Source organism: Variovorax rhizosphaerae, assembly GCF_037889975.1.
Classification (GTDB): Bacteria; Pseudomonadota; Gammaproteobacteria; order Burkholderiales; family Burkholderiaceae_C; genus Variovorax; species Variovorax rhizosphaerae.
On record NZ_JBBKZT010000009.1, the window covers coordinates 187,842 to 201,427 of the forward strand.

Here is a 13,586-nt window from a genome sequence, read left to right on the forward strand (position 1 = left end):
GCCTTTTCTTTTTGCCTTGCGCGATGGTCTTGAATGTCCGGTCGCGTCCCAAACGCTTCGGACTCAAGAGCCCCCAAGGTCGGGCCAGGCCCATCCCGCCCCCCGCGGGGGATTGAATCGAGATGGCAAAGCCACATCGATTCACGAGGCGGGCTGTGAAGCCCTCGACATAAGGCGCAGGTTCTGCACGGCCGCGCCTGCGGCACCTTTGCCCAGATTGTCGAGAACCGCGCTCAAGACGATCTGGCCCGTGCGTTCATTGCATGCCACCGCCAGACTCATGTCGTTGGAACCGTTGTGGACTTGCGGATCCCGCTCGGTCATCGGTGAGACGGAAGACATCGGCATGACATGCACATGTTCCGCATCCCTGTACCGATCGCCGAGGCATTCGTGGATGCGCGCACCGGACACATCAGCAGGAAGTATTCGAGCGTGCAGTCCGATGGTGAGCACGATGCCTTGCCGGTAGCTCCCATAGGACGGCACGAAGATGGGGCGTTCCGTCAATCCCGCGTAGGCCTCGATTTCCGGCACGTGCTTGTGCTCGAGTGCAAGGCCATAGACCTTGAGTGAATGCGCTCCCGCGCCGGCCTCGTGCGCTTCCGCTCCCGCTCTGCCTTGGCCCGAATAGCCCGAGACGGCGTGGATGACAAGCGGATAGTCGCGGGGCAACAGGCCCGCATCCGTCAATGGCCGCAGCAGCGCGATCGCGGCCGTGGGATAGCAGCCCGGGTTGGTGACCCGCAGTGCCGATGCGATTCGTTCACCTTGCTGTGCATCGAGCTCCGGGAGGCCGTAGACCCAACCCGGGCTGGTGCGGTGCGCCGAGCTGGCATCGATGACGCGCACCGAAGGGTTCTCGATCATCGCCACCGCATCTCGCGCCGCTGCATCGGGCAGGCAAAGGATGGCGATGTCGCTCTCGTTGAGCGCGGCCCGGCGGGCAGCCGCATCCTTGCGCAGGCTTGCAGGCAATGTGCGAACGCGAAATTCCCCGCCGCGGAGTCGGTTCTGCAAGTCAAGGCCCGTGGTGCCCTGGTCGCCGTCGATGAAGATGCTGAGGTCCATGGTGCGCAATCGTAGGGACAGGGCGACCTTGGCTCCAGTTGAATATGTGGAACACCGAATTAAGAAAAGGTAAATTGGCGGGATGCGGGAACTGAGTCTCGACCATCTGCGTACCCTCGTCGCCATCGCCGACCTCGGCTCCCTGGCCAATGCCGCGCGCGCGCTTCATCTGGCTGCTCCCACGGTCACTGTTCAGATCGCGGACCTGGAGTCGCGCCTGGGTGGGCAACTGCTCGTTCGCGGGCGAGGAGGGCCCGTGCAAGCGACCGGCTTGGGCGAGCGCTTCATCGCGCGTGCCCGCCGGCTGCTGGCGGACGCCGACGACGCAGTGGAAGACGTTCGACGCCAGCTCGCAGGCCAGACGGGCCGCGTGCGGGTTGGCGCCTCGACGGGCGCCATTGCGCACTTGCTGCCACCCGCGCTCGAACGACTGGCGCGGGACCATCCGGGCATCGACGTGAATGTGCAGGTGCTGACCTCCAACGACAGCATGGCCCGGCTCGCCGCAGGCAGCCTGGACCTGGCGGTCGTGGCGCTGCCGCAGGCGCCGGTGCGCGGCGTCCACGTCACGCCGCTGCGACGCGAGCCTGTCGTCGCATTTCTGCCGGCAGCCTGGAAAGCACCCAGGCGGCTGACTCCGCAGTGGCTGGCCGAGCGACCGCTGATCATGAATGACGCCTCTACGCGTCTCTATCGGCTGACTGCCGAATGGTTTTCTGCGGCGGGCGTCCATTGCCGGCCGCGCATCGAGCTCAACTACAACGACGCGATCAGGACACTGGTCGCCGCGGGCTACGGTGCGGCGTTGCTGCCGGGAGAGTCGCACGACCCCGCGCGCGATCCTCGCATCGCCGTCCGCCCGCTCAGCCCGGCGCTGTGGCGGCAACTCGGCCTCGCGACCAGTGACCGAGGCGCCAGTGGCACGACAAGCATCGTCATGGCGGCGTTGCTTCCCAGCAGGCAGGTGGCGCCTTGAAGCGGCGCCGCTTCGACCCTACGCCGACATCGATCCTTCGGCAGCTCCGATGGACGTTCATCGCGCGGCGAACAGCGAGCGGCAGTCTCGTCAGTTCATCACCACGCGACCATGCTCGCCGAGGTCCGTCGGAGGCTTGCCAGTGACCGCGGCACGGGCCATCTTGAAGAGTTGCGTGACCTTGGTCTCATCGACGTCCCAGTAGTCGGCGCTGCTGATCTCCACCGCGAGCAGGCCGAGGTTCGGGTCCTTGGCGCCTTCCGGAAACCAGGCCTTGGCCATGGTCGTGAACAGCGACTCCTTCAGCGCCTGGTCCTCGATCAGCTTTGCGTGGCCGGTGACCGAGACGTAGCTGTCGTCGTCGGTGTTGGCATAGGCCACGTTGACCGAGGCGTCATGCACGAGGTGGCGCGCAATCTCGCCGTTCTTCGGCACGAAGAAGTAGAGCCTGCCGTCATCGTCGAGGTGCTTGTTCTGCGTGGTCAGCGGGTGGCTGTGCAGGCCGTCTTCGTGGCGGTGCGTGAGCATGCCGAAGCGCGTGCCCTTGATCAGGTCCCAGAGTTTGCTCAGGTCATGGGTGACGGGTGTGTGGGTCATGTGCGGATCTCCGTGAAGGTGTGGCTGGAACGGGCGACCGTAGGCGAGCCCGGTACACGGATACGCGGAGCAAACTCGCAAGCGCATGTCATCCAACGCCGACGCCTACGCCGAGGCCGACACCAACACCAACACCAACACCAACACCAACACCAACACCAACACCAACGCCAACGCCAACGCCCGCAGCCTGTCTGTCAGCGCGCAGGCCGGGCCACGAGTTCGTCGAGCAGCGCGGCGTAGCGAGTGACGAGCGTGGCGTCATCGGGCAGGTACCGCGAGATCAGCGCGCGCTGCCGTTCGCGAAAGCCCTGGTGGTCCGCGTCATGGCCATCGATGACTTCGAGCACGCGCGCCGCGCCCGCGTTCACATCGTTGCCCGGGTAGTAGTAGCCAAGGTCCGGGCACAGCGCGGCGTTGTGCACCAGCGGAAAGCCCTGCCAGCAGACCTCGAGATAGAAATAGTTGAGTGGGTTCTCCCATTGGTGCGAGACCACGATGTCGGTGTTCTCGGCCAGGAACTGTGGCGTGTCGTGGCGGCCGAGGAACACCGCCTTGTGCTCGCGCACGATGTCGAGCTGGTGCATCAGGGTGATGAACTCCAGCCGCTCCTTGGCGATGGGCTCGGCGTTGGTCACCTGCATGAGCGCGATGGCCTCGGGCCGCGCGCGATAGGCGAGTTCGCAGATGAAGATGGGGTAGAGGCAGAACTTGACCACGTCGATGTTCGGCTCCATTACCGTGAGTCGGCGAGGGCCCTGTCGCGGCACTTGCAGTCCCTTGTTCGGCAGGGCCGCGCTGCGTTGATCCAGGAACACGGGGCTCCAGATGAAGGGCACCGCACGTGCCTGCAGTCGACGCAGCACCTCGAAGTACGGCTGGCTGATGTTGGCGACCTGCGGCACCATCCAGATGTCGTCATAGCGCTGGTTGACGAAGAGGTTGGCGCCCCACAGCGGCCGTGCGAACAGCACCGCCTCCATCGAACTCACATACTCGGTGCCGCAGCAGTACGAAACGAGCCGTGCGTTGCGTTCCTTGAGGTATTCGGTCTGGTCCGGTGATATCTGCCCGCCCAGTTCGATGAGCACGTCGACCGAGTCCTTGGCGCCGTCCCAGTTCACGGTGGGCCAGCGCTGGAGGTCCCAGGGCAGGGCGTTGGTGATGGGGATGGCGGTGGTGTTGACCAGCACCACACCCTGCACGTTGGGACAGTTCTTCAGGGCCTCGGCCAGGTACACCGCGTTCTGCTTGATGCCGTTGTTCCACAGCGTCTCGGCCGGGTGGTGCAGGCCGATGGTGATGCCGATTCGCAGCCTTGTTTCTCGTGCGCTCACAGGGCCTCCACGCTCGGCGTTTGCATGCCTTGGCTGCACCCACCAGGGGTGCGAGCGGCTTCGGGCGGCCGAGCGGCAGTCATCAGGAAACCTCCGCGCTGTGCGCTGCGGTGCGAGCGCCTTCGGGCGGCCGGGCGGCACTCATGCCTGAAGGACCGCGGCAGGCCCAGCTTCGACGCGCACTGTGTCGGCCCGGGCGATGGCGTCAACGTAGGCACGGTGCGTCGGCAGCGTCTGCACATAGGCCGCGATGCGATTCCGGATGTCGGCCATGGCCCGCTCCACCACGTCCATGGGCACGGCGTCGACCAAGGGGTTGTAGTCCCGTGGCATGAAGCCCAGTTCGGTCAGCATCACGAGCCAGCTGGTGTCGCCGTACGGCTCGCCGAGCAGCGAGGGCAGGTGGCCGCGCACGCGGAACAGGGCGATGCGATGCCGCAAGGTTTCGGGCAGCTTCATATGGCGGCAATACGCCCACAACGGGCCATCGTCTCGCCCGCTACCGTGGTAATGCAGCGCGATGAAATCGCGCGTGCGCTCGGTTTCGTGGATGGTCTGGCGGTTGTATTCATCGAGTGTGGCTTGATCGAAATCGCGGTCCGGCATGAGTTCGAGCATGCGGAAGATCGCGTTCTGCATCAGGCCGATGCTCGATGACTCCAACGGCTCCAGGAAGCCCGATGCCAGGCCGATGGCCACGCAGTTCCTGTTCCAGTAGAGCTTGCGCCGGCCGGTGGTGAAGCGCAGCAGGCGCGGCGCGTCGATCGCTCGTCCGTCGAGGTTGGCGAGCAGCGTGGCGGCGGCTTCGTCATCGCTGATGTGCTGGCTGCAATAGACATAGCCATTGCCGATGCGGTGCTGCAAGGGGATGCGCCATTGCCACCCGGCCTTGCGCGCGGTCGAGCGGGTGTAGGGCGTGAGCGCGTCCACGCCCTCGCACAGCACGGCCTGCGCGCGGTTGCAGGGCAGCCAGTGGGTCCAGTCCTCGTAGCCGGTGTGCAGCGCACCCTCGATCAACAGGCCGCGAAAGCCCGAGCAATCCACGAACAGATCGGCTGCGATCACCTCGCCGCTGGCGAGTCGGACCGACTCGATGAAGCCATCGGTCTCGCGCAGCTTGACGCTGTCCACGCGACCCTCGATGCGCTCAACGCCGATCGCCATTGCGCGTTGCCGGAGGTAGGCTGCATAGAGCGCGGCGTCGAAGTGGAAGGCGTACTGGTTGTCGGGTATCTCGCCGGTGGGCCAGCGTGGCCTCGCGAAGCGGTTGGTCTCCGCCGCAACCGAATTCTCCGCATAGGCATTGAGGCTCCAGGGCGCACCCATCAGGCGCTGCTTGAGCCAGTAGTGATGGAAGCGCAGGCGCTCGATGGGCGCGCCGTAGCCACCGAAGGGGTGGAAGAAAGTGTGGCCGATGCGTGCCCAGTCGACGAACTGGATGCCGGCCTTGAAGGTGGCCCCGGTGGCGCGCATGAACTCGTCTTCATCGATGCCGAACATCCTGTTGAAGTGACGCAGGATGGGCAGCGTGGCCTCGCCGACACCCACAGTGGGGATGTCGTCGGACTCGATCACACGCACAGTGCAGGGTCCATGGCGATGTGCATGGCCGAGCGCAACGGCGGCCATCCAGCCGGCGGTGCCGCCGCCCACGATGGCGATGCTTCGAATCCGGTTCGGGTGTTCATCCATGTGCTCTGACTCCATCGGGAACCTGCAGGCGGTCATTTTGCGGGGGGCTGCTGCCGGTACCAACATCCCACCTTCTATTACCAAAGTTACGCGACACGACAGTGTGGCAAACATATTGTCGAAACGTAAACTGAAAGAAGTCGAGGGAACTTAAGTAGAAGGCCGCACCCTTTTTGCGTGCGCCACACAGGAGGCCTGAGATGAATAAGGTGTATCGGACCGTATTCAACCAGCGCACAGGGGCGTGGGTTGCCGTATCTGAAGTCACTTCGGCGCGGGGCAAGCCCGGGGGGGTGCAGGTCACTGCGATCGCGATGGCGGCGGCGATCGTGATCGGGGCCACCGTTGCGGAGTCGGCATGGGGGGCGAATGCCGGCCTCAATGGCAGCAACAACATCGGCAACAACCTTGGCAATGCCCAGGCCGGCACCAGCCACCTGTCGGTCACGCTGACGGGCGAGGACGATGGTTGCGGCTCGCCGTCGGTGGCCGGCCGCACCGATGCTGCTGGCGGCTTCGGTGCAAGCCCGACGCCCACGACCGTTGCATTGCTCTACGCCAACATCCTGTCGAATGCGCCGGGCGCGCCGGGCATCAACACGGCGGGCAGGACGGTCTGGGATACCTACACAACGCAACAGACGGGTGTCGGCAGCGGCACCACCAGCGGCGCCGGCCAGGGTTATCCCAACGCGTTCACCAATGCGCAGCCGCATGCCTTCGGTATCGGCTCTTTCGCGGTGGGTTGCGGCACCACCGCAACGGGCAACTATTCGCAAGCCATCGGCCTCGCGGCAACGGCGCTGGCACCGGCGGCCAATGCGATCGGCGTGGCGGCGCTGGCCTCGGGCAAGGCGTCGATGGCCATCGGCGTGGGCAGCGCCGCGACGGCGGAGTCGGCCATTGCGATCGGCTCGCTGGCCACCGCCGACGGCAGCAATTCCGTGGCGCTGGGCAGCAAGGCGACGGTCGCGCCAACGGCTTCGGCCGGCGTCGCGATCGGCTCCGGCTCGACGGTCAGTGCCACCGACGGCATCGCCATCGGCGACGGCATCCAGAGCGGACCTGTGGGGGCCAACGTGGCCATCGGCGCGAGCGGCACGACGGCCAACAACCAGGGCGTGGCCATTGGTTCGGGCAGCACGGCAACCGTCGGCAATGGCGTGGCAATCGGATCGACCGCCGTGGCGGGCAGCGGCGCGATTGCACTGGGTACCGCCGCGTCCGCCAACGTCGCCACCGGCATTGCCATGGGCAGTTCGTCGTCCGTGACGGCCGCGCAGGGCGTGGCCATCGGCGCGACTTCCAAGGCATCGCTGGCGGGTTCCGTGGCGCTGGGCAGTGGCTCGATCGCCTCCGCCGTGACGCCGACCACCAACTGGACGACCCTGGGTGGCGTGACCAAGGGCCAGACCTTCACGGTCAACCAGGCGCCGACCAATGGCGTGGTGGCGGTCGGCTTGCGGCAGATCCAGGGCGTGGCGGACGGCGAGGTGTCGGCGACTTCGACCGATGCGGTATCGGGCAGCCAGCTCTTCGCGGTGGCGCAGGCTGCCGGCAGCAGCACCTACTTTGCGGCCAGCAGCACCACCGGCCAGGCCGTCGCCGCGGGTGTGGACTCCCTCGCGATGGGACAGGCCGCCGCAAACGGCAACACCAGCGTGGCGGTGGGCGCGAGCGCGCAAGCCGACTCCGTCTCCTCGATCGCGATGGGCACGGGGGCCATCGCGGCCGCGACCTCGAACAACGCGATTGCCATCGGCACGACGGCGTCGGCGCAGGGGGCGGGCAGCATCGCGCTGGGCAGTGGCGCCGTCACCAGCTACAAGGGCGCGGTGGCGCTGGGCGAGGGCAGCAAGGCCACGGTCGCGCCCGCGGGCACCGGCTTCCTGACGGGTGCGGCAGCGCCGGCATCGGCGGTGTCGATTGGCGTGGCGGGGGCGGAGCGGCGCATCCAGAACGTGTCCGATGGCTCCGCGCCGACGGACGCGATCAACGTCGTGCAACTGAGCACCGGCTTGAGCACGGCTTCGAGCGACCTGTCCACCAGCGTGAGTTCATTGTCGACGTCGACCTCCGTCGGCATCGGCGGCCTGACCACCAGCGTGACCAGCCTGTCGACCAGCACCGGCACCTTGTCCACCGGCTTGTCGACCCTGACGACATCGACCTCCACAGGCATCAGCGGACTGACCAGCGGCGTCACCAGCCTGTCGACGAGCACGGGTGCGTTGTCGACCGGACTCAGCACGCTGTCGACCTCCACATCGGCCGGGTTCAGTTCACTGTCGACCTCAGTGTCCGGCTTCACGACGAACATCAGTTCGCTGTCGACCAGCGTCAGCGACCTGACCACGGGCGTGAGCAGCCTGTCGACCTCCACGGCGACCAACATCAGCAGCCTGTCGACCTCCACCTCGCTCGGCTTCGGCTCGGTGTCGACGACGGTGAGCGCGCTCTCCACCTCGACCTCCACCGGGCTGACCTCGCTGGCCGCCGGCACGAATTCGCTGTCCACCTCGACATCGCTGGGCTTCAGCTCGATGTCCACCGGACTCAGTGGCCTGGGCAACAGCGTGAGCAGCCTGTCGACGGGCGTGAGCGGCCTGACCGAGGGTGTCAGCAGCCTCTCGACATCGACCTCCATCGGGATCGGTTCGATCTCGACCGGCCTCAGCACCATCCTCGGCAGCACCAGTTCCTTGTCGACCTCGGCGAGTTCGCTGTCGACCAGCTTCAGCAGCCTGTCGACCAACGCCAGTTCCCTGTCGACAAGCGCGAGTTCGCTGTCGACCAACTTCAGCAGCCTGTCGAGCGGGCTGTCCAGCTTCACCAGCAGCCTGTCGAGCGGCACCAGCAGCCTGTCGGTGGGCTTCGGCAGCCTGTCGACCAACGTCAGTGCGCTGTCCACCGACGTCAGTTCGCTGTCCACTGGCGCCAGTGTGCTGTCAACTGGCGTCGGTGCGCTGTCGACCGGTGTCAGCACGCTGTCCACCGGCGTCAGCGCGCTGTCGACCGGTGTCAGCGCGCTCTCGACCACGGTGACCAAGGTCGGCACTGGCACGGCCGAGGCGCTGGGCGGGGGCGCGGCCTTCGACGTGGCCACGGGCAACATCACCGCGCCGTCGTACACGGTCTACAACACCGATGGCTCCACGACCGCGGCGGGCAGTGTGGGTGAGGCCGTCGACAGCATCAACAAGCAGGGCACCAAGTACGGGCAGGTCAATTCGACCCAGGCGGGCGCGCAGGCGACCGGCGCCAATTCCGTGGCGATCGGGCCGGAGGCGGTGGCCAGCGGCGCCAGCGCGGTGGCGTTGGGCCTGGGCGCGCAGGCCACCGGCACCAACGCGGTCGCGGTGGGCAAGGGCGCGTTGGCAACCGGGTCCGTGGCGATCGGCACGGACGCTCGCGCGGGTGGCGGCGGCACGGCCATCGGCGACAACGCCGATGCGGGCGGCACGCCCCTGAGCAAGGCGCCGGCCATCGTGCAGGGCACGGCGGTGGGCTTCGGTGCGGTGGTGCAGACCAGCAACGGCGTGGCCATCGGCTCGGGTGCCGTGGCGAGCACCGGGGCAGGCGTGCCGGGCTTCGTCGGCAAGGGTGCGACGCCGGCGCAGGCGGCGGCCATCGCTGCCACCACCAGCACCCAGGGGGCCGTGTCGGTGGGCGATCCGGCGAACGGCCAGTACCGGCAGATCACCGGCGTGGCGGCGGGCGCGGCGGACAGCGACGCGGTCAACGTGGCGCAACTCAAGGTGACCAACAACGACGTGTCGTCGGTCACCAACCAGATCAGCAACATCTCGAACCAGGTCAACCAGTTGGCCTTCCAGAACAACGTGATCCAGCAGAACGTGCAAAACGTGGCGCGCATCGCGTACTCGGGCATTTCGATGGGCTTTGCCATGTCGGGTGCCTACCTGCCGCCGCTGGAGCCGGGCGAAAAGACGATCGGCGTGGGCATCGGCGGCTACCAGGGTTACGGGGCGATCGCCTTCGTCTTCAAGGCCCTGTCCAGCGACGGAAAGATGTCCTGGGGCGGCGGCGTCTCGACCAGCGGCAGCCAGTGGGGCGTGAACGCGGGCATCGGGTGGAAGTGGAAGTAGCTGGCAGCGGTCCGCATGCGCTCTTCGCGGCGCAAGAGGAAGCTCGATGAACAAGACTTACCGCACCCTCTTCAATGAGGCGACGGGCACCTGCGTGGCGGTGTCCGAGATCGCGTCGGCGCGATCCGGATCGGGGCGGGCGCGGTCGACCTCGGTCGCGCTGGCGGTCTCCATCCTCAAAGTCGACAAGCCGGTGGACAAGGTGCCGGTACTGGTCGACAAGCTCGTGACGCTGTCCGTGACACCGGTGAAGCCGACCGATGTCGATGTCGACAGCGAACTCACGTTGCTGACCAGGTCACTCGATGCTGTGCTCAGTCCGGTGCTCAGTTGCACGACGTTGACCGCGTCCGTCGGTGCCGACCCGTCCGACACGTTCTGGATGCGCCGCTCCGTCCCCGCCGCGCCGATCGACACCGCCGATGCCGGCGCCGCCGCACCGGTCAGGAAGCCGGTGCCGGTGGGCGCCGTGGTGGCGCTGCTGCCCTCGCCCAGCGCCACCGCGCCCTTGTAGCTGGTGACGGTGCCATTGCCCAGCGCGATGCTGCCCGAGCCTGTCGCCGACGCCGCGTTGCCGATCGCGACCGAATTGGGCGACAGCGCCGCCACGCTGGCCCCCGTGCCCATCGCGATCGACGACACGCTCTGCGACTGCGCGCCCGAACCGACCGCCACGCTGGTGTTGCCGCTGGCCGTGGCCTGCCCGACCGCCAGCGCATCGGTGCCGGTGGCCGTGGCCTGCCCGGTGCTGCTGTTGGCCGCCAGGTAGGCGGCGCTGCCCGCGGCCTGCGCCACCGCGAAAAGCTGGCTGCCCGTCACCACGTCGGTCGAGGTCGCCGACACCTCGCCGTCCGCCACGCCCTGGATCTGCCGCAAGCCGACCGCCACCACGCCATTGGTCGGCGCCTGGTTCACCGTGAAGGTCTTGCCCTTGGTCACGCCGCCCAGCGTCGTCCAGTTGGTGGTCGGGGACACCGCGGACGCGATGGAATCCGAGCCCAGCGCCACGGAATTGGCCAGCGATGCCTTGGAGTTCGTACCGATGGCCACGGCATTGGTCGCACTCGTCGTGACACCGGCGCCGAGCCCCACGCTGCTGGCGCCGCTGAGCGTCAGGTCCTTGCCGACGCCGACCGCGTTGAACTCCGAAATCGCGATGTTGCTGCCGACGGCGACCGCGCCTTGCGGTGCCGTGTTGAGCCAGCCGATGGCGACAGCGCCGTCGCCGGTGGTGGCGGCCGCACGCCCGATCGCCACCGACCCGCCGGCGGCGGTGGTGCCATTCGCGGTGGTCAGCGCCGAGCCGATGGCCACGTTCTGCCCCGTGGCGCCGCTGATGGTGCCGTCGCCGATCGCGATGCCGGCGGAGGCGTTGGTGACCGAGTTGCGGCCAATGGCAATGCCTGCCACCGCACCCGCCGCCACCGTGGACTGGCCACCCAGGGCAAGCGAGAAGATGCCGCCAGCCTTGGCCAGCGACCCGAGCGCCACCGCGGACTCGGCCGTCGATTCCGTTCCGACGCCAATGGCCAGCGCGGCCTTGCCCGAGGCCAGCGCCGCCACGCCGAAGGCCTGGGCCGTGGGTGCCGTCGCTGTCGCGGACATGCCGATCGCCGCGCTGAAATTGCCTGTCGCCATGCTGCCGCAACCGACCACGAAGGAGCCGATGCCCCAAGGGCGGGGCTCGGCCGTGGCAATGGCATTCGGATAGCCCCCGGTCGTGCCGGTGGTGGTGCCGGACCCCGTCCAGCTTTGCTGCGTGGTGTACGTGTCCCACGAGGTGCGGCCCGCCGTGTTGATGCCGGCCACCCCCGGTGTATTGGCGATGATGTTGGCGTACAACTGGGCCGCCGTGACGGAAGTACCCACGTTGGCTGCGTTGACCGCACCCGGAATGTTGGTCCGCCCGGCCACGTTGGGCGTGCCGCAGAAGTCGTTGTTGTCGCCCGCCAGCAAGATCGACAGGTTGCTGGCGACCGCGACGGTCTGGCCCGGCCCGCTGGTGCTGAAGTTATCCCCCCCTTCCCAGGCAAAACTCGCGCCGCGCGCCACGCCGGGGCCGAAGCCGCCCATGTCCACCTCGACCTCGGTCGGCTTGAGCGGTCTGACGGACAGCGTCACGAGCCTGTCGACGAGCACCGGCACCTTGTCCACCGGCCTGTCGACCCTGTCGACGTCGACCTCCACAGGCATCGGCGGCCTGACGACCAGCGTCTCCACGTTGTCGACCTCGACCTCGGTGGGGTTCAGCGGTCTGACGGACAGCGTCACGAGCCTGTCGACGAGCACCGGCACCTTGTCCACCGGCTTGTCGACCCTGTCCACCAACGCCAGTTCGCTGTCGACCAGCGCGAGCGACCTGACCAACAGCTTTGGCAGCCTGTCCAGCGGCTTGTCGAGCTTCACCAGCAGCCTGTCGTCGGGCACCAGCAGCCTGTCGGTCGGGTTCAGCAGCCTGTCCACCGGCGTGAGCAACATCATCACCGGCGTCAGTTCGCTTTCGACGGGCTTGAGCACGGTCGACAGCAACGTCGGTACGCTTTCGACCGGCTTGGTCACCGCCACCAGTTCGCTCTCCACCGGATTGAGCACCGTCGGCAGCAACGTCGGTTCGCTCTCGACCGGATTGAGCACCGTCGGTAGCAGCGTCGGTTCGCTGTCGACCGGGTTGAGCACCGTCGGCAGCAGCGTCGGCTCACTCTCGACCGGCTTGAGCACTGTCGGCAGCACCGTGGCGACCGCCGGCCTCGGCGTGGCGGCGGCATTGGGCGCGGGCGCGGCCTACGATCCTGCGACGGGCAAGCTGACCGCGCCGGCATTCACCGTCTACAACAACGACGGCAGCGCCGCCCAGGCCGGCAGCGTGGGCGCGGCCATCGACACCATCAACACGCAGGGCACCAAGTACGGGCAGGTCAATTCCAGCCAGGCGGCGGCCCAGGCGACCGGCGCCGATTCGGTGGCGCTGGGTCCGCAGGCGGTGGCCAGCGGCACCAGCGCGGTGGCGATGGGCTTCGGTGCGATGGCCACCGGCACCAATGCGGTCGCAGTGGGCACTGGCGCCTTGGCCACGGGCTCGGTCGCCATCGGCGTGAACAGCCGCGCGGGCGGCGGCGGTACGGCGATCGGCGACAACGCGGACGCGGGCGGCACGCCGCTGAGCAGGGCCACGGCGGTGGTGCAAGGCACGGCGGTGGGCTTCGGCGCGGTGGTGCAGGTCAACGGCGGCGCGGCCATCGGCTCGGGCTCCGTGGCGAGCACCGGGCCAGGCGTGCCGGGCTTCGTGGGCGCGGGCGCGACACCGGCGCAGACGGCCGCCGTCGCCGCCACCACCAGCACGCAGGGCGCGGTGGCGGTGGGCGATCCGGCCACCGGCCAGTACCGGCAGATCACCGGCGTGGCGGCCGGCACGACCGACAGCGACGCGGTCAACGTGTCGCAGCTGAAGGCGACCAACAGCGACGTCTCGCAGGTCACCAACCAGATCAACCTCATGCAGTCACAGGTCGCCGTGGTGCAGTCGCAGGTCTATGCGGTGCAGCAGAACGTGCAGAACGTGTCGCGCATCGCCTACTCGGGCGTGGCGATGGGCTTCGCGATGGCCAATACCTCCGGCGTGCCGCTGCGGCCCGGCGGCTCGACCATGGGCGTCGGCATCGGCGGCTACCAGGGCTACGGCGCGGTGGCGCTCAAGTACCGCAAGCTCTCGAAGGACGGCACCTGGTCATGGGGCGGCGGCGTCTCGACCACGGGCAGGTTCTGGGGCCTCAGTGCAGGCATCGACTGGGCTTTTGAATGACGCTC

Annotated in this window: 8 protein-coding genes and 2 pseudogenes; 5 read left to right on the forward strand and 5 right to left on the reverse strand. The window is 67.7% G+C overall.

Features of this window, described 5'->3' with window-relative positions; all coding sequences use genetic code 11:
* Positions 1-141: 141 nt before the first annotated feature.
* Entirely contained in the window at positions 142-1,071 is a 930-nt protein-coding gene (argC, locus tag WKW82_RS20445; protein ID WP_340344169.1) for an N-acetyl-gamma-glutamyl-phosphate reductase, read from the reverse strand.
* Between the two features lie 82 nt (positions 1,072-1,153).
* Between argC and WKW82_RS20450 the strand changes: the two genes are divergently transcribed.
* Positions 1,154-2,047: a LysR family transcriptional regulator gene (locus WKW82_RS20450; protein ID WP_340344170.1), complete on the forward strand. Its 894-nt coding sequence runs from the start codon at positions 1,154-1,156 to the stop codon at positions 2,045-2,047.
* 90 nt (positions 2,048-2,137) lie between these two features.
* On the opposite strand, the gene WKW82_RS20455 is transcribed toward WKW82_RS20450, so the two are convergent.
* Positions 2,138-2,644, reverse strand: coding sequence for a pyridoxamine 5'-phosphate oxidase family protein (locus tag WKW82_RS20455; protein ID WP_340344171.1), 507 nt, complete (start codon positions 2,642-2,644; stop codon positions 2,138-2,140).
* An 85-nt stretch (positions 2,645-2,729) separates the two neighbouring features.
* Here WKW82_RS20455 and WKW82_RS20460 point away from each other — a divergent pair, with 85 nt between their 5' ends.
* On the forward strand, positions 2,730-2,894 hold the full coding sequence (locus WKW82_RS20460; RefSeq protein ID WP_340344172.1) for a hypothetical protein: 165 nt from the start codon (positions 2,730-2,732) through the stop codon (positions 2,892-2,894).
* Here the strand turns inward: WKW82_RS20460 and WKW82_RS20465 are convergent.
* Both WKW82_RS20465 and WKW82_RS20470 read right to left on the reverse strand, forming a co-directional pair.
* Positions 2,842-3,981, reverse strand: coding sequence for a DUF2827 domain-containing protein (locus WKW82_RS20465; protein WP_340344173.1), 1,140 nt, complete (start codon positions 3,979-3,981; stop codon positions 2,842-2,844). The two genes, WKW82_RS20460 and WKW82_RS20465, sit on opposite strands and share 53 nt — an antisense overlap.
* 141 nt (positions 3,982-4,122) lie before the next feature.
* Positions 4,123-5,673: a tryptophan halogenase family protein gene (locus WKW82_RS20470; protein ID WP_340344174.1), complete on the reverse strand. Its 1,551-nt coding sequence runs from the start codon at positions 5,671-5,673 to the stop codon at positions 4,123-4,125.
* A gap of 200 nt (positions 5,674-5,873) precedes the next feature.
* On the opposite strand from WKW82_RS20470, the gene WKW82_RS20475 reads away from it, so the two are divergent.
* On the forward strand, positions 5,874-9,782 hold the full coding sequence (locus WKW82_RS20475; protein WP_340344175.1) for an ESPR-type extended signal peptide-containing protein: 3,909 nt from the start codon (positions 5,874-5,876) through the stop codon (positions 9,780-9,782).
* Between the two features lie 46 nt (positions 9,783-9,828).
* Positions 9,829-9,894, forward strand: a pseudogene (locus WKW82_RS40645) (ESPR-type extended signal peptide-containing protein); the annotation flags it as partial.
* Between the two features lie 206 nt (positions 9,895-10,100).
* On the opposite strand, the pseudogene WKW82_RS20480 reads toward WKW82_RS40645, so the two are convergent.
* Positions 10,101-12,263: pseudogene (locus WKW82_RS20480) on the reverse strand (hypothetical protein); the annotation flags it as partial.
* A 229-nt stretch (positions 12,264-12,492) separates the two neighbouring features.
* Here WKW82_RS20480 and WKW82_RS20485 point away from each other — a divergent pair.
* Positions 12,493-13,581: a YadA family autotransporter adhesin gene (locus WKW82_RS20485; protein WP_340344177.1), complete on the forward strand. Its 1,089-nt coding sequence runs from the start codon at positions 12,493-12,495 to the stop codon at positions 13,579-13,581.
* Positions 13,582-13,586: the final 5 nt, after the last annotated feature.

Excerpts from the sequence above, each read along its gene's own strand:
- argC (WP_340344169.1), bottom strand. The coding sequence starts at position 1,071 with ATGGACCTCAGCATCTTCATCGACGGCGACCAGGGCACCACGGGCCTT.
- WKW82_RS20450 (WP_340344170.1), top strand. The coding sequence starts at position 1,154 with ATGCGGGAACTGAGTCTCGACCATCTGCGTACCCTCGTCGCCATCGCC.
- WKW82_RS20455 (WP_340344171.1), bottom strand. The coding sequence starts at position 2,644 with ATGACCCACACACCCGTCACCCATGACCTGAGCAAACTCTGGGACCTG.
- WKW82_RS20460 (WP_340344172.1), top strand. The coding sequence starts at position 2,730 with ATGTCATCCAACGCCGACGCCTACGCCGAGGCCGACACCAACACCAAC.
- WKW82_RS20470 (WP_340344174.1), bottom strand. The coding sequence starts at position 5,673 with ATGGATGAACACCCGAACCGGATTCGAAGCATCGCCATCGTGGGCGGC.
- WKW82_RS20475 (WP_340344175.1), top strand. The coding sequence starts at position 5,874 with ATGAATAAGGTGTATCGGACCGTATTCAACCAGCGCACAGGGGCGTGG.